25 protein-coding genes are annotated in these 22,099 nt (G+C 68.7%); 12 read left to right on the top strand and 13 right to left on the bottom strand.

All coding sequences use genetic code 11. From position 1 onward, the window contains the following. Window positions 1-4 precede the first annotated feature (4 nt). On the bottom strand, window positions 5-694 hold the full coding sequence (locus tag L324_RS36775; RefSeq protein ID WP_235783755.1) for a thioesterase II family protein: 690 nt from the start codon (window positions 692-694) through the stop codon (window positions 5-7). 233 nt (window positions 695-927) lie between these two features. Here L324_RS36775 and L324_RS36770 point away from each other — a divergent pair, with 233 nt between their 5' ends. The 3 genes from L324_RS36770 to L324_RS36760 all read left to right on the top strand — a co-directional run bounded on the left by L324_RS36770 (window position 928) and on the right by L324_RS36760 (window position 3,952). Further along, window positions 928-2,151 carry an MFS transporter gene (locus tag L324_RS36770; protein ID WP_051174319.1) on the top strand — a complete coding sequence of 408 codons (1,224 nt, stop codon included), beginning with the start codon at window positions 928-930 and terminating at the stop codon, window positions 2,149-2,151. Between the two features lie 169 nt (window positions 2,152-2,320). Continuing rightward, window positions 2,321-2,716: a YciI family protein gene (locus L324_RS36765; protein WP_235783764.1), complete on the top strand. Its 396-nt coding sequence runs from the start codon at window positions 2,321-2,323 to the stop codon at window positions 2,714-2,716. Beyond that, window positions 2,717-3,952 carry an RNA polymerase sigma factor gene (locus L324_RS36760; RefSeq protein WP_037319921.1) on the top strand — a complete coding sequence of 412 codons (1,236 nt, stop codon included), beginning with the start codon at window positions 2,717-2,719 and terminating at the stop codon, window positions 3,950-3,952. A 63-nt stretch (window positions 3,953-4,015) separates the two neighbouring features. Here L324_RS36760 and L324_RS36755 read toward each other — a convergent pair whose 3' ends face one another. The 4 genes from L324_RS36755 to L324_RS36745 all read right to left on the bottom strand — a co-directional run bounded on the left by L324_RS36755 (window position 4,016) and on the right by L324_RS36745 (window position 6,842). Next, entirely contained in the window at window positions 4,016-4,831 is an 816-nt protein-coding gene (locus L324_RS36755; protein WP_152547112.1) for a DUF11 domain-containing protein, read from the bottom strand. Between the two features lie 190 nt (window positions 4,832-5,021). Beyond that, the gene (locus tag L324_RS43320) at window positions 5,022-5,321 is read right to left on the bottom strand and encodes a nuclear transport factor 2 family protein (RefSeq protein WP_328286163.1); all 300 of its coding nucleotides are present in this window, start codon (window positions 5,319-5,321) and stop codon (window positions 5,022-5,024) included. Beyond that, a complete protein-coding gene (locus L324_RS43785) occupies window positions 5,239-5,799 on the bottom strand; it encodes a sigma factor (protein ID WP_235783754.1) in 561 nt (186 codons plus the stop codon). The genes L324_RS43320 and L324_RS43785 overlap by 83 nt, the downstream gene beginning before the upstream one ends. 215 nt (window positions 5,800-6,014) lie before the next feature. Then, on the bottom strand, window positions 6,015-6,842 hold the full coding sequence (locus tag L324_RS36745; protein WP_037319917.1) for a class I SAM-dependent methyltransferase: 828 nt from the start codon (window positions 6,840-6,842) through the stop codon (window positions 6,015-6,017). Between the two features lie 140 nt (window positions 6,843-6,982). Between L324_RS36745 and L324_RS36740 the strand changes: the two genes are divergently transcribed. After that, the gene (locus tag L324_RS36740) at window positions 6,983-7,636 is read left to right on the top strand and encodes an NAD(P)-dependent oxidoreductase (RefSeq protein ID WP_081736586.1); all 654 of its coding nucleotides are present in this window, start codon (window positions 6,983-6,985) and stop codon (window positions 7,634-7,636) included. A 506-nt stretch (window positions 7,637-8,142) separates the two neighbouring features. Here L324_RS36740 and L324_RS36735 read toward each other — a convergent pair. The 3 genes from L324_RS36735 to L324_RS36725 form a co-directional block, all read right to left on the bottom strand. Continuing rightward, a complete protein-coding gene (locus L324_RS36735) occupies window positions 8,143-8,556 on the bottom strand; it encodes an Imm1 family immunity protein (RefSeq protein ID WP_037319914.1) in 414 nt (137 codons plus the stop codon). Beyond that, the gene (locus L324_RS41115; protein ID WP_161780907.1) at window positions 8,553-9,188 is read right to left on the bottom strand and encodes a DddA-like double-stranded DNA deaminase toxin; all 636 of its coding nucleotides are present in this window, start codon (window positions 9,186-9,188) and stop codon (window positions 8,553-8,555) included. Before L324_RS41115 ends, L324_RS36735 begins: the two co-directional genes overlap by 4 nt. 785 nt (window positions 9,189-9,973) lie before the next feature. Continuing rightward, a complete protein-coding gene (locus L324_RS36725) occupies window positions 9,974-10,897 on the bottom strand; it encodes a proteasome assembly chaperone family protein (RefSeq protein ID WP_037319912.1) in 924 nt (307 codons plus the stop codon). Between the two features lie 147 nt (window positions 10,898-11,044). On the opposite strand from L324_RS36725, the gene L324_RS36720 reads away from it, so the two are divergent. Both L324_RS36720 and L324_RS36715 read left to right on the top strand, forming a co-directional pair. Further along, complete coding sequence (locus tag L324_RS36720) at window positions 11,045-11,557, top strand: PH domain-containing protein (protein WP_152547111.1); 513 nt, start codon at window positions 11,045-11,047, stop codon at window positions 11,555-11,557. Further along, complete coding sequence (locus L324_RS36715) at window positions 11,554-13,062, top strand: PH domain-containing protein (protein WP_037319908.1); 1,509 nt, start codon at window positions 11,554-11,556, stop codon at window positions 13,060-13,062. Before L324_RS36720 ends, L324_RS36715 begins: the two co-directional genes overlap by 4 nt. Here L324_RS36715 and L324_RS36710 read toward each other — a convergent pair. Further along, window positions 13,053-13,961 (bottom strand): SDR family oxidoreductase, encoded by a 909-nt coding sequence (locus L324_RS36710; protein WP_037319906.1) that lies wholly within the window; start codon window positions 13,959-13,961, stop codon window positions 13,053-13,055. The genes L324_RS36715 and L324_RS36710 overlap by 10 nt on opposite strands. 113 nt (window positions 13,962-14,074) lie before the next feature. Here L324_RS36710 and L324_RS36705 point away from each other — a divergent pair, with 113 nt between their 5' ends. The 5 genes from L324_RS36705 (at window position 14,075) to L324_RS36685 (ending at window position 17,195) form a co-directional block, all read left to right on the top strand. Next, the gene (locus L324_RS36705; RefSeq protein ID WP_037319905.1) at window positions 14,075-14,854 is read left to right on the top strand and encodes an IclR family transcriptional regulator; all 780 of its coding nucleotides are present in this window, start codon (window positions 14,075-14,077) and stop codon (window positions 14,852-14,854) included. Between the two features lie 52 nt (window positions 14,855-14,906). Beyond that, entirely contained in the window at window positions 14,907-15,401 is a 495-nt protein-coding gene (locus L324_RS36700) for a GNAT family N-acetyltransferase (protein WP_037319903.1), read from the top strand. A gap of 38 nt (window positions 15,402-15,439) precedes the next feature. After that, window positions 15,440-16,189, top strand: coding sequence for a helix-turn-helix domain-containing protein (locus tag L324_RS36695; protein ID WP_037319901.1), 750 nt, complete (start codon window positions 15,440-15,442; stop codon window positions 16,187-16,189). Window positions 16,190-16,262: 73 nt separating this feature from the next. Then, on the top strand, window positions 16,263-16,868 hold the full coding sequence (locus L324_RS36690) for a dihydrofolate reductase family protein (RefSeq protein WP_037319899.1): 606 nt from the start codon (window positions 16,263-16,265) through the stop codon (window positions 16,866-16,868). 132 nt (window positions 16,869-17,000) lie between these two features. Continuing rightward, complete coding sequence (locus tag L324_RS36685; RefSeq protein ID WP_037319897.1) at window positions 17,001-17,195, top strand: hypothetical protein; 195 nt, start codon at window positions 17,001-17,003, stop codon at window positions 17,193-17,195. Window positions 17,196-17,421: 226 nt separating this feature from the next. Here the strand turns inward: L324_RS36685 and L324_RS36680 are convergent, their stop codons facing one another. The 3 genes from L324_RS36680 to L324_RS36670 are packed head-to-tail and all read right to left on the bottom strand — an operon-like array spanning window position 17,422 to window position 19,344. After that, window positions 17,422-18,330 carry an NAD-dependent epimerase/dehydratase family protein gene (locus L324_RS36680; protein WP_037319896.1) on the bottom strand — a complete coding sequence of 303 codons (909 nt, stop codon included), beginning with the start codon at window positions 18,328-18,330 and terminating at the stop codon, window positions 17,422-17,424. Continuing rightward, a complete protein-coding gene (locus L324_RS36675) occupies window positions 18,327-18,932 on the bottom strand; it encodes a dihydrofolate reductase family protein (RefSeq protein ID WP_037319894.1) in 606 nt (201 codons plus the stop codon). Before L324_RS36675 ends, L324_RS36680 begins: the two co-directional genes overlap by 4 nt. A 1-nt stretch (window position 18,933) precedes the next feature. Further along, the gene (locus tag L324_RS36670) at window positions 18,934-19,344 is read right to left on the bottom strand and encodes an alpha/beta hydrolase fold domain-containing protein (RefSeq protein WP_051174313.1); all 411 of its coding nucleotides are present in this window, start codon (window positions 19,342-19,344) and stop codon (window positions 18,934-18,936) included. A gap of 107 nt (window positions 19,345-19,451) precedes the next feature. On the opposite strand from L324_RS36670, the gene L324_RS36665 reads away from it, so the two are divergent. Beyond that, window positions 19,452-20,630 (top strand): alpha/beta hydrolase fold domain-containing protein, encoded by a 1,179-nt coding sequence (locus L324_RS36665; RefSeq protein WP_037319890.1) that lies wholly within the window; start codon window positions 19,452-19,454, stop codon window positions 20,628-20,630. Here the strand turns inward: L324_RS36665 and L324_RS36660 are convergent. After that, the gene (locus L324_RS36660; protein WP_037320094.1) at window positions 20,627-21,898 is read right to left on the bottom strand and encodes an aminotransferase family protein; all 1,272 of its coding nucleotides are present in this window, start codon (window positions 21,896-21,898) and stop codon (window positions 20,627-20,629) included. The two genes, L324_RS36665 and L324_RS36660, sit on opposite strands and share 4 nt — an antisense overlap. Between the last annotated feature and the right edge of the window lie 201 nt (window positions 21,899-22,099).

Genomic DNA, 22,099 nt, shown 5'->3' with positions numbered 1-22,099 from the left:
GAGGTCAGGCCGCTGCGGGGATGGCGCAGGCCTCGACCAGCAGGGCGAGCACGGTCTTCTCCCGCGGTATCAGGTAGAAGTGGCCGCCGGGCAGGACATGCGTGGTGCACGTCCCGTTCGTCGTGTGCCCGGCCCAAAGTCCGGCGCGGCGGGCGTCGACCTCCGTGTCCTCGTCGCCGACGAGGACGGTGATCGGGCAGGACGGCTCGCGGCCGGGGAGCCGGCGGTAGTTCTCGGCGAGCCGGAAGTCGGCGCGGATGGCGGGCAGGAACACCGACCGCGCGTCCTCGCTCGCCAGCAGTCCGGGTTCCGTTCCCCCGAGCCGGACCAGTTCACCGACCAGCTCGTCGTCGGACAGCAGGTGTTTCGTGCCGCCGGGCGCGTCTCCGGGTGCCCGGCGCCCGGAGACGATCAGCCGCGCGGGCGGTACGTCGCGGCGGGTGAGTTCCCTGGCCACCTCGTAGGCGACGAGCGCACCGAGACTGTGTCCGAAAAGGACGGTCGGCCGATCGGCCAGTGGTTCGAGCGCGCCGGCGATCTCGTCGACCAGCGTCGCCATCGACGTCAGGGGCGGCTCGGCCAGCCTGTCCGCGCGACCCGGATACCGCACGGCGGCGACGTCGATCTCCGCCGGGAGCTTCGTGCTCCATGGCGCGAAGAACGCGGCGGACCCGCCGGCGTGCGGGAAGCACACCAACCGGGCGCTGGCCCGTGGCCGCGGTCTCCACCGATGCAGCCAGACGTCACCCGTTCTGCCATCCGCTCCCCCAGACATCGCGTTCCTCCCATACCCGCAGTGACCGCTTCCCCTCAACCCCATCCCACGTTAGAGTAACGATAACGGTTTTCATAGTCGAATGCGTGAGGTGCATCAGTGATCTGCGACGCGATAGTTAAGGTAGCCTTACCTAACTAGAAGGGAACTCAGTGCGCAAGACCATGGCGCCACTACTCCTCGCGGTACTGGTGGTTTTCTCTGCACAGCAACTGATCACCCCGATCCTGGCGCCGCTCTCGCGGCGGCTGGATCTCACGGAAAGCCAGCTGGGGCTGGTCATCACCACGGCCGCGATCGCGCTGACCATCGCCAGCACGCTCTGGGGACGGGCGCTCGACCGCGTCGGCGTCCGGAAGGTGCTGCTCGCCGGGCTGGTGCTGGCCACCCTCGGCCTGACCGGATTCGCCGTGGCCTCGGCACTCGGCCTCGCCGAGGTCCTGTCGTCGTCCTCGGTGCTCGCCCTGATGCTCGCGACCCGGAGTCTGTTGTTCGGGGCCGGGATCGCGGCCCTCCCGGTCGCGGCGCTCGCGGCCGCCAGCGCGGCGACGTCCAACGAGGCCGACCGGACCAAGGCCGTCGGCCTCGTCGGCGCGGTCCAAGGCATCTCGCTGGTCCTCGGACCCGCCTTGGGCGGCGCGCTCGCCGTCGTTTCGCTGACCCTGCCGCTTTATCTGGCCCCGGCGTTGACCGCATTGCTCGCGATCTGGGTGTTCGCGACGGCGGGCCGCACCCCGCACGTCCGCCCGGCAGGCCCTCGCGCGGCCGGGGTGAAACCGTGGGACGCGCGGCTCTGGCCGTTCTTCGCGATCGGTTTCCTGTTGTACCTGTCGCTCGGGCTGGTCCAGGTGATCACCGGATTCCTCATCGCGGACCGGCTGAACCTCGCTCCCGAGCAGACCGCGGGCTCCGTCGGGGTCGCGCTGTTCGCGGCGGGCCTCGTCCTCGTGGCCGTCCAGGGCGCCGTCGTCCCGAAGCTCGCCTGGCCTGCCGTGCGGCTGATGCGCGTCGGCGCGCCGATCGCCGTCGCGGGGTTCGTCCTGCTCGCGTTCGCGGGCCAGCTGTGGTCGATCACCGCCGCCTTCGCCGTCCTCGCGCTCGGCCTCGGCCTCGCGCTCCCCGGGTTCACCGCCGCGCCGACGCTGATGGTGGGGCCGGAGCAGCAGGGTTCGGTGGCGGGCCTGGTCAACGCCACGACCGGGGTGACGTTCATCGTGGGACCGCTGCTGGGCACCGCGCTCTACGAGGCCGAACCGACGGCGCCGATCTTCGCCGCCGCCGGTGCCGCGGCGGGCGCGTTGCTGCTGGCGTTGTTCTCCCCGGCGGCGCGGCACCTGGAGTCGAAGGTGACCGAGGCGGTGACGGTCTCCGAGTAACCCTCGTGAGTGGTAATGGCGGTTCTAACCGTCATTACCACTCACGAGCGACCGGGCACCTGGTTGAGAGAGAATTCCGGCGACCGTGTCCGGTCGGGTCCGGCGGCTCCGACGTCTCCGGCAGAAGGCACCGACACGGTGCCGGCCGAGAGGAGAAATCGTGAAGTACATGATCATGATGTTCGGGTCGCAGAAGGACCTCGACAGCATCGGCGGCACCTGGAGCGCCGATGACATCACCGCCCTGCACGAGTTCATGGCGAAATGGAACAACGACCTGGTCGAGTCGGGCGAGTTCGTCGACGCGCAGGGGCTCACCCAGCCGGCCCACGCCCGCCGTATCTCCCTCCGTGACGGCGCGCCCGTGGTGACGGACGGGCCGTACGCCGAGACGCAGGAAGTCCTGGTCGGTTACACGACCGTCGACTGCGCGAGCTACGACCGCGCGACCGAGATCGCGGCGAAGCTGGCGAACACCCCGTATCCGGAGGGCACCGACCTCGGCCGTGACTGGTACGTCGACATCCGGCCGTGTGCCGACAGCTTCGAAGAGCTGGAGCTCTAGGTGCCGGAGGGCGGCATCGAGGAGCTGCTGCGTGCGCTGTCACCGCAGGTCCTCGGTGCCCTCGTCCGCCGGTACGGCCACTTCGACCTGGCGGAGGACGCGACGCAGGAAGCGCTGCTCGCCGCGTCGACCCAGTGGCCGGCCGAAGGAGCGCCGGACAATCCGCGGGCGTGGCTCATCACGGTCGCCTCGCGACGGCTGACCGATCTGCTCCGCGCCGAGCAGGCGCGGCGCCGTCGCGAGGACACCGTCACCCAATGGACGCTGCCGGAGGAGCATCTCGCCCCGGCAGCGGACCGGCGCGCCGCCGACACCGACGACACGCTCATCCTGCTCTTCCTGTGCTGCCACCCGTCGTTGTCCCCGGCTTCCCAGATCGCGCTGACCCTGCGGGCGGTCGGCGGTCTCACCACGGCGGAGATCGCCCGCGCGTTCCTGGTCCCCGAGGCGACGATGACCCGGCGGATCAGCCGCGCGAAGACCGCCATCAAGACCAGCGGCGTCCCGTTCGGCATGCCGCCGGAGGCCGATCGCGCGGCACGGCTCGACGCGGTGCTCCACGTGCTGTACCTGATCTTCAACGAGGGTTACGCCAGTACGTCGGGCCCTGACCTGACGCGGAGCGAGCTTTCCGCCGAAGCCATCAGGCTGGCCAGGATCGTGCACCGGCTCTTGCCGGAAGACAGTGAGGCCACCGGGTTGCTCGCGCTGATGCTGCTCACCGACGCCCGGCGTCCGGCGAGGACCGGGCCGGACGGCGTCCCGGTCCCGATGTCCGAACAGGACCGGAGCCGCTGGAACGCCGAGTACATCGCGGAAGGGGTCGCGCTGCTGTCCGAGGCGTTGCCGCACGGTCCGACCGGGCCGTTCCAGATCCAGGCGGCGATCGCCGCGTTGCACGACGAGGCACCGGACGCCGAACGGACGGATTGGCCGCAGATCGAAGCCCTGTACGGACTTCTGCTGCGGCTGTCCGACAATCCCGTGGTGACGTTGAACCACGCGGTCGCCGTCGGGATGGCCCAAGGTCCGAGGCAAGGCCTGGCGGCGTTGGAAAAGCTCGGCGACCGGCTCTCCGGCGACCACCGGTTCCACGCCGCCCACGGCCATCTGCTCGAAATGGCCGGGGACACCGCCGCGGCCGTCGAGTCCTATATGGAGGCCGCTCGCTACGCGGCAAGCCTTCCACACCAACGGTATCTTCACGCCCGCGCCGCCCGCCTACGAGACTCGTGAGTGGTAATGACGGTTAGAACCGTCATTACCACTCACGAGTTCTTTGCTCGCGGAACCGGGGTTCTAGCAGGTGAGCAGGAGCCCGGTGATCGCGGTGCAGGTGGACGACGCGGTGTTGTTGGCCGCGTTAGGGTCGGTGACGGAACTCTGCGTGATCTTCGCGGTCGTCTTGACCGGTCCGAGCGTCAGCAGTCCGGCGGCCACCGAGAACTTGGCCGTACCACTGGATCCGGTCGCGACCGAGGAGAAGTCGCAGTTGACGACCTTCGTACCGCTCGGGTTCGAGCAGGTGGACGAGCCGGTGAAGCGCAGCCCGTTGCCGAGGGTCGAAGCCACCCGGATCCCGGACGCCGTGGCCGGCCCCGCGTTCGTGACCTTGACCGTGTACTCGATCGACGAGGTCAGGATCCCGCGCGGCGACGCGGTCAACGTGACGCCGAGGTCGGCCGTGGTCGGCACGTCAGTGATGGTCAGCACCGGACCGTCGAGGATCTCGAAGCTGTAGTTGTCGCCGACGAACTGGTGCTGCAGGGTGACACTGCCCAGGGCGGCGTCGTCCTTGACCCGGAAGGTGAACACCACGGTCTTGCTCTGACCGGGTGTCACGGTGCCGACCCCGCCGCGGATGCTGCTGCCGAGCATGTCGCAGGCGAAGGCGCCGGGACAGGAAACCAGGTCGACGAGCGCCGGCAGCGAGGATTCCTTGCCGTAGAGGGTGGCCTTACCCCCTTCGATGGTCGAAGTCGGGTCGGCGTTGTAGACGGTCTGTGTGACGGTGAACGTCTGTCCACGTTGGACTGTGGTCGGCGAGACCTCCACCGCGCTGGTCGGCGGCGCCGCGAGCGCGGAGGCCGGTGCCACCAGCATGATCGTGGCCACAGCGGCCACCAGAGACAGAAGTGAGGCTCTTCGAAGCTTCATCGGTTCTCACTATTCCGGTCGGGGGCGTCGCGCCGATCGGTGCGGACAACGATCAGTCGCCGCAGAACGGACATTCGTTACCGCCGTCTCCCGCCAAGTGGCCCGCCGCGTTCACCCGCTCGGGGTAACCCTGGCGCGTCTTCCCCTCCTACCGCGCCGAGATCCGTTCGGCGAGGCCGAAGCCCGCGTACATGGCCGGGTCCGCGAAACCGGAGATCTCGAGAATCCGTCCCGCCGAGAGCGTGAGCACGGTGACGGCACCGAGCCCCAGCTCCTCCGCACCGTGTTCTCCCTGGTAGGCCACGAAAGCGAGCTGTCCGTTCGCGTGGATCGGGAACAACTTCCACCGCGTTTCGGCGACCCGTTCACGAAGGAACCGGCCGACGGCCTCCCGTCCGGAGAACCAGGCGGGCAACGGCGGCATGGTGAACCGCGCGTCTTCGGTCAGCAGTTCGAGCAGCGCGGGGACGTCGGCCTGTTCCCAAGCTGTGACAAAAGCGTCGACCAGCTCCCGCTGTTTGTCCTCCCCCAGCTCGCGCAGGATCGCCTGCCGACTGGGCCCGCCGACCCGGTCGTCCAGGCTCGATCCACACCGATTCGGTCACCGGCGCGCCCAGATCCCGCGTGCCGGTCCGCAGCGGGCCGTACTCCCGCGCCAGCAACCGTTTCGGCGCACGGTCGGCCAGCCGGAGGCAGGCGTTGGTGGTGGTCCGGTAGAGCCACGACCGCACCGAACTGCGGCCTTCGAATCCGGCGATCCCTTGCCACGCGCCGAGGAGCGTGTTCTGCACCGCGTCCTCCGCGACCTGGACACCGCCGAGCATCCGGTAGCAGTGCGCGTGCAGCTCGCGACGGTACGGCTGGACGAGACGGCCGAACGCGGCCTCGTCACCGCGGGCGGCCTCCAGCAGATCCAGGTCGGTCATGGCGACATCGTGCCAGCTCGACGCGGCGGCAAGGCACGGCTCGCCGCCGTGAAAGGCCCCCTTACCTACCCTCAAGGTAGGGAAGGAGGCCTTCACTACATGGCGACCGTGAGAGACTCCGCGGTAAGACACGGCGCATCTCTAGCTTGTCCCTTGCGGACAGAAAGCGTGCCACTGACTCCCGTCGCCCAGTGTGGAACCACGCTGACCTCTCGTTAGCCGGTGATGCGCACGGTGACCTGGTTGTCGGCGTAGGTGTAGGCCACGTACTCGAATTCGACGCCGGTGCGTTCGACGTACTCCAGCCACGCCTTGTGTTCGTGCTGCTGCCAGCCGGGGTAATTGAAGAACTCGTCGAAGTGCACGATGCTGCCCGGCCGCAGCCGCGGGCCCGCCAGATCCAGCACGGTTTTCGCCGAGCTGTACAGATCTCCGTCCACGTGAAGGAAATCGACGACGCCTTCGTGCTGCTCCAGGAATCCGGGCAGTGTGTCGGCGAAGAGTCCGACGACGAGTTCGGCACCGGGAACGTCCGGCAGATCGTCGCGGGCGAACGAACCGGCGGGCATCCCGTTGAGCCAGTTCTCGGGCAGGCCCTGGAACCAGTCGAAGCCGTAGGTCTCGACACCGCCGCGCGCCTTGGCGATCACGCGCAAGGTGTTCCCGCTCGCGACGCCGAATTCGAGGGCCATTCCGCCAGTCGGGGCAAGGGAAAGCGCGTACGCGAGTGTCTCTTGTGGACGAGCGAAGTGGCGAGTGCCGGTCAGATGCTCGCGAGCGAACCGATTGCTGTCCCGCGCCGCTTCCTGATCACCGGCGTAGATCATGTCGCGGCGGCTCCGGATCTCGAACTCGATGACGCGATCGAAACAGCGATCCCCCTGCCGGACGATCTCCGCACGCAGTTCCGCGGCGACCCTGTTCAGCTCTTCGGTATAGGGATCGTGGAACCGGCGGGCGAGCCGGTGCAGGCCGCGGCCGAGGGCGCCGCGGGCCGAATAGCGCAAGGTGTTCAGGGCCGAATGGGGTACCAGGTGACGCATTCCGGGACGATACACCAGCACCGTTCGGGTGAACGGCTTCAGAACACCGGCACCGGTTTCGTTGCGGTAACCGAGGGGTCCGCTCCTACCATCGCGTTCGCCGCCGGTGATCCGGTCACCGGCGCGGAAAAGGGAGCACGATGAGCAAGATCGTCATTTTCGGGGCAGGCGGCCGCGGAGGACGCCGTGCCGTCACCGAAGCCGTGAGCCGCGGGCACCAGGTGACCGCCGCCGTCCGGGATCCCCGCCGTCACACGGATCTCGCCGGTGACAACGTCACGGTGATCGCCGCCGACGTCACGGTCGCGGACGACGTCGCGAAGGCCGCCGCCGGGCACGACGCCGCGATCAGTTCCATCTATCGCGCGGATCTCCCGGCGCGGGAGTACTACCCGGCCGCCGCGCACGCCCTGATCGACGGCCTCGGCCGGGCCGGCGTCGCGAGGCTCGTCGTCGTCGGCGTCGGGTCGGCGCTGGAGATAGCACCGGGTGTCGCGTTCCACGACCAACCCGGCTGGCCCGCGGAGCACCGCGAGTTCTCGCTCGGGCACACGGCGGAGCTGGAGGTCCTCCGTGCGTCCGGCGGCACGCTGGACTGGGTGGTCATCGCGCCGCCGCCCGCGATGATCGACGAGCACGCCGACCGCACGGGCGAGTACCGCAGCGGGGATCACCGCGTGCTGCCGCGCGCCGAGGACGCCGGACCGTTCTCCTACGCGGATCTCGCGGTCGCGCTGGTCGACGAGATCGAACGGCCGAAGCATTCGAGGGAAATGGTCGCCATCGACCACTGATCCCTGATGCGCGTGAAGGCCCCCTTCTGCAGTGGCTTGTTTCCGACCTGCGCAAACGCGTCGGAGCTTTCGACAGTTGGGGGCCTTCTGCCTTATCGGTCATGGCCAGCCCATGGCGCACGGGACACGACGGGCGGACGATGTGCAGGTGCGGCGTCCTTGGCGACGTGGTGTCTCCGGGCGTCGATCATGCGCCGCGGGCCGAACTGCTGTCCGATTCCCATGAGGCTGCACCCGCAGGTGGCGGATGCAGCGACCGGTCGTTACGGCGCGGTGCGATGACCTTGAGCCATCGCCCTACAGAGATCGACACTGGCCGATCGTATTTGTAGGTGAGCCACACCAAGATGATCAATGTCAGGCATGGAAGCCCGATAAGGAGCGCGTACAAAGTTCCGACCCCGCAGCACGTCGAAGTGAACCAGCTGATCTGGTCAGCGGGGCATGCCCCGGACAGAAGACTTTGTCTAGCGACGAACGTAGCACAGCCGTGCGCGGGCCAAGTACTACAGCGGCCCATCCTGCTCGGTCCAGTCCACGCCGGACGGCCGTTGCCCGCCGGAGGTGAGGAAGTCATGGGCGGCCTGCCGGGCGACGTCTACGGGGATCTCCGCGTCGTCCGGGTACTCCCGAGGGTTGTTCATGAAGTAGTAGAGAACCTCTCCGCCCGGCGGCAGCGGGAACGTCCCGCCCTTCGAGTGCGCCCCGTTCGGTGCGTCGTCGCCCACGTACCGCAGGCTCGCCCGTTCGCCGTGCAAGCCGATCTCAAGCCACGACTTTTCCGGGTCACCGTCCGTGTACAGCTCGGCGAGCGTCGGCCCTTTCATAGCCGCCACAGCGTCCAGAACACGGTCGAGATCGGCCGCCGTGGTGACCGTGGTCGCTCCGGTCACGTTGCCGTCGTACCAAGCTTCGATCATGGCTTCTTTCTCTGTCCGAGGTAGGTCGTCCCGATCGGGGTGCCATCCGGCGCTGTCCCGTACACGGTGAGCGCGCTTCCTTGAGGAAAGATCTTAGGGACCAACGTCTCACAGCCGAACGGGCCTTTGCACACTTCGTTGTTGACGACGACGGTTGCACTGGTGACGCCATTCTTCTGCATATGAACCGCCAACTTGACCTCGACGTCGGCAGTCGTGGAAGGCATCCGCCGGGCGCCCTGGTCCTTGAAGAACTGGACGGCTGCGGCTTCCATGTCGTCACGGCCGCTCACGATGTGCCCGACGTCCCCTTCGCCCGAGCCCGTGACCCACCGCCCGTGCGTCTTGTGCCCTTCCGCACGGTCGACGCGTGGCGGAAGATCTCGCTTCAGCTCATCCACGCGGTCCCGTGAGACCGGGCCTGGCTTCGTCTGGGCGGTTGTCGTGTGCACACCAGGCCGGCCTCGGGCTCCATCTTCGGCCCTCGACACGCTGACCTCGAAATTTGCCGGAGTTTCCGACATGCCGAGATCGCCCAGATATGCCGAAATGCTCGCTTTCACGGTCCTGAAATGGCTGATCGCCTGCTCTGCGGACTGGCGTAGTCCGTCGTACACCCCCGGCAAGGCCACCATCTCAGGGTCAGCGCTGCGGCGACTGCTTCGGCATGGCTCAAAGTAGCTTCCTTGTCTCCCCGGCGAGGATCATGACACGAGAGTTCGACAGGGAGCGGACATGAGACCATCCGACTCGGAGTGGCCTGGTAGGCGCGCGATGCGGCGAGTTCAAACCGCATCCACACGTCTCAAGTTCGCGGATTCGAGGGGAAACGAACGCGAAAGCCCTTGAGGCAGGTGATGCGGTGAGGCATCTTTCAGCCGCGCTGAGGAAGTTCGGGGATTTGCCTTAGCTTGCCCAGTGGAAACACTGGCCAGGCTTTGACGCGCCTTTGTCTGCCTGGTCAGGCACGCAGAGAGTGCGACGATGGCGATTGGTCCAACCGAACTGACGACGATTCTTGCCGCCTCCGGTGTAGTGATCGGCGGAATCACTCGACCGGTCTGTAAGTGGCTGACCGCGCGAACTTTCGCAGCCAAGGCCCGACCGGAGGATCTTCCGAAGATCGCCGAGGTCCTTAACCCCCCGATTCGGTTCAAACAATCGGTTGAGTCGTGGTCAGCAGCCCAACCGCCTCAGACGACGTGGGCGCCGGCGACTCGAATATGTAGATGCCTGCCGTCTTGTGGTGTGCACACCAACCGGGGACGGACTCAGCCGTCGCGCCCACTGCTTACCACCGAAGGCCGGTAGCCGTGTTAGCAACAGACCAGACGCTACCGATCCCCGATGCGCGTGAAGGCCTCCTTCCCTCGGCTGAGCCGAGGGAAGGAGGCCTTCACGCGCGCATCAGGAGCGGCTAACGCTCCGGGGTGTCGCCACCGTTCTGCTGCTCGGCCAGGAACCGCTCGAACTGGTTGCCCAGCTCCTCCGCGGTCGGCATGTGCTCGACCGACTCCGCGAGCAGGCTCTCCTTGCCGGACGCCTCCATGAACGTGTCGTACTGCCGCTCCAGCGCGCGCACGACGTCGGCGACCTTGTCCGACTCGGCGACCTGCCGGTCGATCTCCGCGTCCGCCTCACGCGAGGCTTCCCGCAGGTCCCCGTCCGGCAGGTTCAGCCCGGTCGCCCTGGCGACCGCCTCGAGCAGGTGCAGCGCCGCGCTCGGGTACGTCGACTCCGCCAGGTAGTGCGGCACGTGCGCGGCGAAACCGGCGGCGTCGTGCCCCCATTCGCCGAAGCGGAACTCCAGGAGGGCCGCGATGCTGCCCGGAACCTGCATCCGGTTCGGCAGCGGCCGGTGCTCGCCGACCAGTTCGTCGCGGGTCGCGTGCGCGGTCACCCCGAGCGGGCGGGTGTGCGGCGCGCCCATCGGGATGCCGTGGAAACCGGTGGTGAGCCGGACGTCCCAACGCTCGACCAGGCCGCGCACGGCCGCGCAGAACCGCTCCCAGTCGTGGTCCGGTTCCGGGCCGGTGAGCAGCAGGAACGGCACGCCGTCGGCGTCGTGCAGCAGGTGGACGACCAGTTCGGGGGCGTCGTAGGCCTCCCAGTGGTCGATCGAGTAGGTCATCGTCGGGCGGCGCGAGCGGTAGTCGATGAGGCGGTCGACGTCGAACCGGGCGATCACCCGGTGCTCGAACGAGTTCAGGAGGTGCTCGGCGACGAGCTTGCCCGCCGAACCAGCGTCCATGAACCCGTCGAAGTAGTGCAGGAGCACCGCCCCGCCGAGGTCAGGGACGTCCGAGTCCACCTCGTACAGGTCTTCCGGGTCCAGCGCCACCAGATCCTCCAGCGTTCGTGCTTACAACCGTCTCAGGGTGGCAACGCCCCGACAGGGGGCATCCATTCCGCCGATGGTGGCCGAGATCCTATCCATGGCGTGACGGTTGTCGTGGGGGTCCATAGCGAAGTGGTGCAGGCTGGAGGGGTGACCGAGGAGACAGCACCGCCCGTACGGCTCAGTCTGCGCCCGCCCGCCAACCGGGTGAGCCGTCGCGCGATCGGGTACTGGACGGTGTGGGCCGCGGTCGGCTGGACGGTGTTCGTCGGGATCCAGACGGTGTTCGTGCTCACGAGCGACGACCCGCCGACGTGGCTCACGGTGACGCTGACTATCTCCTGCGTGCTCGCTCCGCTGCATCTGCTGGTCATGCCGCAGTGGCGGTACCGGATCCACCGCTGGGAGGTCACCGGCGAGGCCGTGTACACCCAGGAAGGCTGGCTCAAACAGGACTGGCGGATCGCGCCGATCTCCCGGATCCAGACCGTCGACATCGAACGCGACCCCGTCGAGCAGCTGTTCCGGCTCGCGAAGATCACCGTGACGACGGCCTCGGCCGCGGGTCCGGTGAAGATCGCCGGTCTCGATCACACCGAGGCGCTCGCGCTGGCCGCGGAACTCACGAAGACCACCCAAGCCACCCCCGGCGACGCGACATGAGCACCGCCGAGGCGACCGACGACGCCGAGCTGACCCATTGGCACCGCCTGGACCGCCGGATGCTGCTCATCCGGCCGGTCCTCGACCTCGTCAAGTCATTGCCGGTGCTGATCGGGACGGTGATCCTCGGACGGGGCAACGGCTGGGAGTGGTTCGGGCTGGGCATCACCGCGCTGACCGTGCTGATCGGCATCTCGCACGTCCTCACGTCGCGGTACCGCGTCGCCGACGGCCAGGTGGAATGGACCACGGGCCTGTTGCTGCGCAAGCATCGCGCGATCCCGCTGGACCGGGTCCGCACGGTCGACGTCACCTCGGAGCCGAAGCACCGCCTGTTCTCCCTCAGCGCCGTGCGCATCGGCACCGGACGGCATGCGCAGGGGCCGGGCTCCGACCAGCTGGTGCTCGACGCCGTCAGCGGGACCGAGGCGCAGCGGCTGCGCACGGTTCTCCTGCACCGCAAGGAAGTCGTCATCGACAACGAAGCGGCGCCCGCGCCGGAGCAGGTCGTGGCGGAGGTGGACCGGAAATGGCTGCGGTACGCGCCGTTCACGCTGTCCGGGCTCGCCGTGGTGGGCGCGGTGTTCGCCGCGGTCTGGCATTTCGCGAACCAGTTGCAGATCGACCCGGTCAGCGTCGGCCCGCTGCGGGATCTCCTGGACGACCTGGAGAACACCGCGGTCTGGCTGATCGTCGTCGTCGCGGCGGTCGCCCTGCTGGTGGTCGTCTCGCTGCTTTCCGTGGGCGGATACGTCCTTTCGTTCTGGAACTTCAAGCTCACCCGGGAGACGGAGGGCACCCTGCACATCCGGCGCGGGCTGATCACCACGCGTTCGGTGTCCATCGAAGAGGCCCGGCTTCGCGGCGTCGAGGTGAAGGAACCGCTGCCGCTGCGGCTCGCGGGCGGGGCGCGGCTCACCGCGATCGCGGGCGGACTGCGCGAGGGCAAGGGCGGCGGTCTCCTGTTGCCGCCCGCGCCCGTCGGCCGGGTCCACGAGGTCGCCGCCGAGGTGCTACGGGAGAACTTCGACCCGGCCACCGTGCCGCTGAACCGGCATCCGCGGCGCGCGCTGACCCGGCGGCTCACCCGGGCCGTCGGCGGTGTGCTGATCCTCGCGACGGTGCTGGCCTGCCTGGCGTGGATCGAGTTCCTGCCGGGCTGGATGTGGCAGGTCACGCTCGGCCTTCTGCCGTTCGCCGCGCTCGTGGGCTGGGACCGCTACCGCAATCTCGGCCACGCGATCGTCGGGCGGTACCTGGTCAGCCGCTCCGGTTCGCTGGCCAGGTCGACGGTGGCGATCCGGCGCGAGGGGATCACCGGGATCGTCGTCAGCCGCTCGTTCTTCCAGCGCCGCGCCGGGCTGATCACCGTGACCGCGCCGCTCGCGGCCGGCAGGGGCGGCTATCAGGTGGTCGACGTCGGCGAAGCGGCCGGGCTGGCGATGGCGGAGCAGGCCTCGCCCGGCCTGCTCACCCCGTTCCTGCGTCGTACGCCTCAGCGATAGCCGGTGACGTCCGCGGGCTTGCCCGGATCCTGGACCTCGACGAGGTAGCGCCAGCAGTCGGGACGGCTGCCGTCGAGGTCGGTGAATCCGTATTCCCGCGCCAATTCACCGCTGGACACCGATTTCCCGTTCCAGCGGGCCACGTCCGCGTCACCGGCGAGCGCCGCGACCGCCCTGCCGACGAACGCAGGGCTTTCAGAAATCGCGAAATGTGGTTGCACCTTCGTCGCGTCTTGCCAATTCTCTTCGGTGACCTGATAAGCGTCGAGCATCGCTTCGGAACGCAACCAGCCGGGCGTGACCGCCACCGCGGTACCGCCATGCGGTTTCAGTTCGTGGCCCAGCGCGAACGCCATCCGGTTCACCGCGGTCTTGGCGAGATCGTAGAAGAACGAGACCCGGTAGTTCTCCGAGTTGTACGCGGTGGTCCCGTCATTGACCTCGACGACCAGCGCCCCCGGTTTCCTGATCATGAGCGGCAGCGCGAAATGGCTGGTGATGGCATGGGTGTCGATGGCGAGCCGAAGGGTGCGCAACCCGGTGTCCAAAGTGGACTCCCAGACCGTCTTGCCCCATTCGATGGGCGCCCCGTAGATATCGTTGACGAGTACGTCCAGCGCGCCCTGTTCGGCGTCGATCCTCGCCACCAGCTCGCGAACCTGCGCTGCCTCCAAATGGTCTACACCGATCGCGATCCCCCGGCCGCCCGCCTCGTCGACGAGCGCCGCGGTCTCCTCGATCGTCTCCGGACGATTCATTTCCGATCTCCGGGAAGCAGTGCTGCGGCCGGTCACGTAAACGGTCGCGCCCGCCGCCCCCAGCCGCACCGCTATTCCCCGCCCGGCCCCGCGAGTCGCGCCGGCGACCAAGGCGATCTTGCCCGCCAATGGCTTTTCCATGCGTCCGAACCTAGCAAGAAGTCCGCTTGTTCGTGGACCAAAGTCCCTGGTCCGCAATTCACACAATGTGCTACTTTCTTGACTCTTTGTGATTGCCCCGGCGAGAGGTCGAGATGACGCCTGCCGCACGATCCCTGGACACCACCGCTCCCCCGAAACGCACCCCCGGCGCCAGCAGCTCACGCAAGGTCCTGCAGCTCCTGCTTTCGTTTTCCGAACGCCGCTGGGACGCGAGCGTCGCCGAACTCGCCGCGAGGATCGGCACCCCGGTCGCCACGACGTACCGCTATGTCGCACTGCTGAAGGAACTCCAGCTCCTGGAGGAGGGCAAGACCGGGCGCTACCACGTGACGAGCCAGGTGATGCCGCTCGCGCGGGCCGCGCAACTGGCCAACGACCTCGCGCGGCTGGCGCGTCCGGCGATGGAGGAGGCCGCGCGCGATCTCGGCGAGACCGTCCTGCTGTTCCAGCATTTCGGCGACGCCGCGGTCTGCGCGGACCGGGTCGAATGCGAACGCGCGATGCGCTTCACCTTCCAGCCCGGCCATTCCGTCCCGCTCGGCGCGGGCGCGTCGGGCAAGATGCTGCTCGCCATGCTCCCGGAAGAAGAACGCGAGAGACGGCTTTCGTCGATCGTCCAGCGTCGCGGGCCCAGCGTGCGGGAAGAGGTCAAACGCGCCGGTGTCAACCGGTACGCGGTCAGCTGGGGCGAACTCGACGACGGCGTCTGGTCGTGTTCGGTGCCGATCCCGAGCTCCGGGCACCGGCCCGCGGTGCTGAGCCTCGCCGCCCCGGCGACCCGCATCGGCGACGACGCGAAACGGGCCGCCATCGTCGCGCTCCAGTCGTACGCGAACCGGATCTACCGCGCCGTTTCGTCGTTTTCCCTCTGATGCGCGGGTAATTCGCGCGCGCCGGCACCCGCGGCGGAGTAGAACTCGATCCGTGATCCGACTCGCCGTCCCCGAAGACCTGCCCGTGCTCCAGGACATCGAACGCGCCGCGGGCGAACCGTTCCGCGCGCTCGGCATGACCGCGATCGCCGACGACGACCCGCCCTCGCTCGCGGATCTCGCGGTGTACCAGAGCGCGGGCCGGGCCTGGGTCTGCGATGACGGCGACGGCCCGGTGGCGTACCTGATCGCCGAGGTCGTCGACGGCCACGGCCATGTCGAGCAGGTGTCCGTGCATCCGGACCACGCGCGGAAGGGCCTCGGGCGGCGGCTGATCGACCACGCCGCGGACTGGTCGGCGCGGGAAGGCCTCGCGGGGCTGACGCTGACGACGTACGCCGAGGTGCCGTGGAACGCGCCGTACTACTCCCGGCTCGGCTTCGTGACGCTCGACGACCGGGATCTCACCGACGGTCTGCGAGCCATCCGTGCCCAGGAGATCGCCCGTGGACTGGACGCCTGGCCGCGGGTGACGATGCGGCGATAACGGCCGGTCGCGAGTCCCTTGTCGGCCACACTGAGGCCATGGATTACGTCGGTCAGGTGCCCGCCCCGCCGCTCGACCGGTTCATCGACGACATCTACTGCCTGACCGGGGTGCCGCGCCATCGCCGGATGAACATCCCGCCCATGCCGTCGGCCCATCTGTTCCTCACCCTCGGCGAGCCGGCGCGCCTGTGGGATTCCGACCCCTCGGTTCCGCCTGCGGTGTTCTCCGACGGATGGTTCATGGGCGTGTGGACCAGGCGTTTGCGGAACCGATGGGTGCCCGTCGACGACGTCTGGCGACGCTCCGTCGACCGGATCCGCAACCGGATCGGCGACCTCGCCTCGCCCGCCGCGACCCTGCGGGCGGTGGAAGACGAGCTGCGATCGCGACTCGCCGACGCACCTTCGCGCGGCCTGGAGCTGGTCCAGCACACCGGCGGGCGACTGGAGATTTCCCACGGCGTCGTCGCGGTCGCCGCGCTGACCGAGGCCGCCGGGGTGAGCGGCAATCACCTGGCCGCGCAGTTCAAGGCTCATGTCGGGATCACGCCGAAGCGGCTGGCGCGGATCTACCGGTTCGCGCGGTTGATCAATTCCGTGGACACCCTTCGCCCGATCGACTGGTCGGAGTACGCCCACTCGGCGGGGTATTTCGACCAGGCCCACTTCAGCAAGGAGTTCAAGGACTTCACCGGCCACACCCCGACGGAGTACCTGGCCCTGCGGCGCCGGTTCCCCGCCGACCGGGACTTCCCGCCGGACAACGGCCCGATGCCCGCCGAGTGATTTTTTACAAGACCGGGTCACCCCCGAGCCGGAAGGATCGGAAGCGAACGCGCAAGAGACTCGAGGAGACGCTGTGGGCTCGGTGATCATGCACAACGTGGTGTCGGTGGACGGCTTCATCGCCGACAAGAACGACGACGTCGGCCCGCTCCACGAGTGGTACTTCAACGGGGACACCCCGATCGAGGGTGACGACGAGTTCGACCATTCCGGATCCGGGAGCCCCTTCAAGGTTTCGAAGGCGTCGGCCGAATACGTCCGGTCGACGTGGACCGCGATCGGCACGATCGTGATGGGCCGCACGTTGTTCGACCTGGTGAACGGCTGGGAGGGCCGTCCGCCCACGGGCGACCACGTGGTCGTGGTGTCGCACCGGCCCAAACCCGAGGGCTGGCACCCCGAGGCGTCCTACCATTTCGTCGACGACGTGAAGGCCGCGACCGACAAGGCACAGGAGCTCTCGGGAGACCGGCTCGTCGCCGTGAACGCCGGCGAAGTGGGTGGCCAGATCCTCGCGGCCGGCCTCGTGGACGAGGTGGCGATGGACGTGGTGCCGGTCGTGTTCGGCTCGGGGAAGCGCTACTTCGGCGGCATCGACGGGCAGCATCTGTTGGCGGATCCGCATGTGGTCATCCAGGGCGAGGGCGTCCTCCACCTGCGGTTCAAGGTGCGCCACTGACCCCGATGGGGTGGACGGCTACCCCGGGCGGGGGACTCGATTGGCCGCATCGATCGAACGTGTGTTCTACTGTGCGCGCCGGCCCCGGAGGGGGAAGCTCCGCGGGCCGGCACCGGAGCAGAGGAGACACGGATGGCGGTCAAGATCACCCATCTCACCAATGGCCAGCAGGTGCGCTTCGCCAACGCTGACGGCGCCCGCCGCTACGCCGAGATCATCGGCGGCGGGGTCGACAAGTGGCGGTTCACCGTGGTCGGCGGGCCGGAGTTCCCGGAATTGTCGGGGCGGGTCGTTAATGTGCCGGTATGGCGTATGACTTCCAGGTGATGCCGGGATCGTCCGTGTCGAGCACCATCGCGGACCCCGGGGGCCTCGCACTCCGCCTCCGCTGAGGCGGGCCCACGTGGGCCCGTCGCACTGGGGGTGTCATGAAGGGAACTGTCCCGTCGGCCGCGCCCTTCATGACCGGGCACGAGGCCCTCGTGCACGAGTACGTGAAGGCCCCTTTCTTCGCGCCTAGCGTGATGAAGGGGCCTTCACGTACTTCAGTCGTTTACCGCGAGTTGTTCCCCCGCCAGGCGACATAGTCGGCGACGGCGGCCGCGACGTCGAAACCCGGTTCGAAGCCGGTGTCCTCGACGAGTCGCGAGATGTCGAGATACGGCCCGGTCTGTCCGCCGGGCCGGAGGTCGAGCCGGAGTCCGGGGATGATCGCCTCCAGCGCGCCCACGAGCTCGCGATGCACGAACGGGCGGCCGCGGGACACGTTGTAAGTGGTGTGCCGCAAGGTGTCCGCGGTCATCAGTAAAGCGATCGCACGGCCGGCGTCGGGTGCGTAGCAGCTGTCGCCCCCGTCGTCGGCGTTCAGTGGCGGCGGCCGCTCACCGCGCAGGACGGCGCTGATGTACGGCGGGAGGGGGTTGAACGGCGATTCCGGATCCATCAGCGGACCCCAGATGCTCCCGATCCGGAGCACCACCGGCTGGACCCCGCTGCCTGCCAAAGCGTGGGTGGTGATCGGCTCCACGGCCTTCTTGAAGGCTACGATCGGATGCGGCAGCTCCACGGCGGGCAGGGCGAGTTCCTCCTGCCACGGGGAAACCTTCTGTCCGATGTAGACACCGAGACTGCCGGCGACGGCGAACCGGCGGACACCCCACGCGCGGGCGGCGTCCAGCCCGTTGAGCAGGGCGGTGGTGTCCGCGCGGAAGAAGCCGACCGGGTCGTCACCGGGGATGCTCCCGGCGAGATAGACGATGTCGCCGATGTCGTGACGATCGGCCAGGGCCAGGAACGCGTCCCGGTCGGTGACGTCGACGGATTCGACGGTGACCCGGCCTTCGAGGAACGACGGGACATCGGTGCGGCGATGCGCGGTGACCACGACGTCGTGACCGAGGTCGGTGAGCGCGCGGGCGGTGTGCGCGCCGATCATGCCCAGCCCGCCGGTGATGAGGATCATCGGCCGACCCCGTAGTGCAGGTGGGTCACACCGGGAGCCGGAATCGCCTGCAGCAGACGGAGTTCCACCTGTTCCGGGAGTTCGTGGAAGAACCTCCTGCCGCCGCCGAGCAGAATGGGCACCTGATGAAGGATCACCTCGTCGACCAGCCCCGCCGCCAGCGCGGAACTGACCAGCCCGCCGCCCATCAGGCCGACGTCCTTGCTCCCGGCGATCTCCCGCGCGGCGGCGATGGCGTCCTCGACACCGGTGGTGATCACGGTCTGTCTTTCGCCGGCTTCGGGCACGGGCCGGTGACTGAGCAGGACCATCGGCGCGGCCGGATGCGGGCTTCCGCCACCGAACCGGCTGGAGTGCTCGTAGGTGGTGCGCCCGACGACGATCGCACCGATCCGGCTCGCGATGGAGTCGAAGAAGCGCGCGCTCGGCTCGCTCAGCTTGAACCCGTCGAACACCTCGCTCGGGGTGTCGCCGTCGAAGTACCAGTCGAACAACGTCGGCGCGTCGCCGAGGCCACTCCCGAACTCGTCGGCGCCCTCGAGCCGCTTTCCGCTGATGTACCCGTCCACCGAGACGGCGAGGCCGGTGAAGACCTTGCTCATGTCATTCCTCCACGATTCGTTTCGCTCTTCCGAGATGCGCGGCGATCCCCCTCGGACCACCGTCGACCTCGCTGACCGGCGGCCAGCCCTGCTCCCGCGCGTACCTCGCGACCCGGGCGGCCAGTTCGGCCCCCGGCCCCTCCCCGGCGATCAGCACCGGCCCCGGATCGGCCCCGAGGCTCCGGGGATGGGCCGCCGCCCACTCGAGCACCGCCCGCGCCGCCGGGAACGCGGGCACTCCGGCGGCGATGACCACCGCCCCGCAGGCCGCGACCCGTTCGGCACCCGCTCCGTCCGGGGCGAACCAGAGCACCAACGGCGGGGCGGCAGGCCGCCCGGAAGGCCAATGCACCCGCGCCACACCGCTCCGCATCCGGAGTTCCGCAACGCGCTGACCTGCTTTTTCGGTCATGAGCAACCCTGTCACGGACGAGGCGGGGAAGGGAAAGGCCGATCCCGCATCACCGTCTTGCGCGGAACGCATCACCCCCGCGGGCCCCGGCGGGGATACTCGACGCCATGTCCGAACGTCCCGCCGGGCCGCGGCTGCTGGGTATGCCCTCGGCTGCCGACGCGATCGAACTCAAGCATCTGCGGGCCTTCGTCGCGGTCGCCGACGAACTCAACTTCAGCCGCGCCGCGAACCGGCTGTTCGTCTCCCAGCCCGCCCTCAGCCGCCAGATCAAGGCGCTGGAACAGCTGATCGGCTGTCAGTTGCTGCGCCGTTCGACCCACCGTGTCGAACTCACCCTCGCCGGTGAGGCGCTGCTCGGCGCCACGCTCCCGCTGCTGTCCGACATGGACGACGCCATCGCCCTCACGCGCTCGGTCGGTGGCGAGGTGAACGCGCGGGTCACGCTGCTGTGGAATTCGGTCGTGGAGGACGGTGCGCGCGGTCTCGCGGCGTTGCGCGAAGCCTTCGAAGCGTTCAACGCGCAACTGCCCATCCCGGAGGGCACCGTGGTGAGACCGGTCCAGGCGGACGGCGTGTCCTCACTGCTGGTCGCCCCCGGACAGGGTCATCGGCCGACCGTGCTGCACCTGCACGGCGGCGGGTACATCGCGGGCTCCGCCTTCGGTTACCGCCCGCTGGCCGGCGCGCTGGCGGCGGCGACCGGCGCCGCCGTCCTGGTGCCGGACTACCGGCTCGCGCCGGAGCATCCCTTCCCCGCCGCGCTGGAAGACGCGCTCCGCGCGTACCGCTGGCTGCTCGGCCAGGGCACGGATCCGGGGCAACTGACCATCAGCGGCGACTCGGCGGGTGGCGGTCTGGCCGTTTCCCTCATGCTCAGACTGGCGGAGGAAGGACTTCCCCAGCCGGGCAAGGCGGTCCTGCTGTGCCCGGCGCTGGACGTGGTGGAGCCACCCGGCGGCGGCCCGGTCGCCCGGTGGTTCTCGCTCTACGTCCGCGACCACCCGGTGACCGATCCCCTGCTGAACGTCTTCGAGGCCGACCTGTCGGTACTGCCGCCGCTGCTCGTCCAGTCCGGTACCGAAGACGTGACCCTGCCCGAGACGCGCCGCTTCGTCGACCACGCCCGCGGGCAGGGTCTCGACGTGTGTTTCGACCTGTACCCGGTCAGCACGCACGTCTTCCATCTGTTCTGGTCGTTCCTGCCGGAGGCGGCCGACGCCCTCGAACAGGTCGCCGGCTTCCTCCGTACGGACGAGAACGGTTCCGCGGCCGAAGCCGGTTAGGCCAGCTTGTCCAGTGCGCGCGGCAAGGCCGACGCGAGCAGGTCGAGTTCGGCCTCCCCGGCGATCAACGGCGGCGACACCGCGATCCCCTTCGCCAGGTTCCGCACGAGAACGCCTTCGTCCCGCGCCAGCCGCTGCAGCCGGTTCGCCGCGCCGGGGTTCGCCGCGATGACGTCCGCCTTCAGCTCCACCGCGCCGAGGAAGCCCAGCCCGGCCCGGACCTCCGCGACCAGCGGATGCGACGCCAGCCCGGAAAGCGCGTCCGCCAGCGGTTTCTCCAGTTCCCGTCCGCGCGGGATGAGTCCGTCGCGTTCGTAGATGTCCAGCGTCGCGTTCCCCGCGGCGCACGCGACCGGATGCCCCGCGTACGTCGCGCCGTGCCGCAGCACCGGCGCGCCCGGTTCGCCGGTGAAGAACGGCTCGGTCACCCGCGGCGCGACGATCAGCGCGCCCAGCGGGATCGTCCCGCCGGTGATGCCCTTGGCGGTCGTGATCATGTCCGGTTTCACCGCCCAGCGGTCGATTCCGAACCAGGTCCCCAGCCGCCCGAACGCGGCGATCACGCAGTCCGCGACGAACAGAACACCGTGCTCGCGGCAGATCTCGGCGACCCTCTCGATGTACCCGTCCGGCGGGAGCAGGACGCCGCCCGCGCCGATCACCGGTTCACAGAAGAACGCCGCGACGCGATCCGGCCCGACCCGCTGGATCTCGGCTTCGAGTGCTTCGGCGCTGTCGTACGGCACGTGCGAGATGTCGCCCGGCAGCGGCCCGAAACCCGCCGCGTTGGCCGCGATGCCGCCGACGGCCGTGCCGAACCCGTGCGTGCCGTGATATCCCTGCACGCGCCCGATGACGTGCACCTTCTCCGGCCGTCCGGTATGCGCGAAATACGACCGGGCGATCTTGACCGCGGTGTCGATGACGTCGCCGCCACCCGAACCGAAGAACACCTTCGAGCCCGGTTCCGGCGCCAGCGCGGAGACCCGCTCGGCGAGTTTCAGCGCGGGCTCGTTGGCGTTGTATCCGAAGAGATTGTAGGAATCGAGCGTCCGCAACTGGTCCGCGACGGCGACCGCGATCTCCTCGCGCCCGTGCCCGAAATTCGCGTACCAGAGCGACGCCGTCGCGTCGAAGTAGCGCTTCCCCTCGTCGTCCCAGACGTAGGAACCCTCGCCGCGGGTGATGACCAGCCGGTCGCCGTCGACCGCTCCCATGTCCGCGAAGGGGTGCCACAGCGGATTGCGCGCGGATGCCGACGACACCATGATCTTCCTCCTCGTGCTCGTGCCCCCATCCTCACCCAGATCGGCCTCGGGTGCGAACACTCCATCGTGCACAGTTCGCGCCGCGGACCTGGCCGGTCTGTCGGCGCACCCCATCGGACTCGTGAGTGGTGATGACGGTTATTTGAGAGGTAAGGCAAACGTGGCGTGATCGACTCGATGCCGTGAAGGTCCCCTTGCCTA

The sequence above is a fragment of the Amycolatopsis orientalis DSM 40040 = KCTC 9412 genome, assembly GCF_000478275.1.
Taxonomy (GTDB): Bacteria; Actinomycetota; Actinomycetes; order Mycobacteriales; family Pseudonocardiaceae; genus Amycolatopsis; species Amycolatopsis orientalis.
The sequence above is the reverse complement of the archived record's forward strand: the minus strand, read 5'-3'. Positions and strand labels throughout refer to the sequence as shown.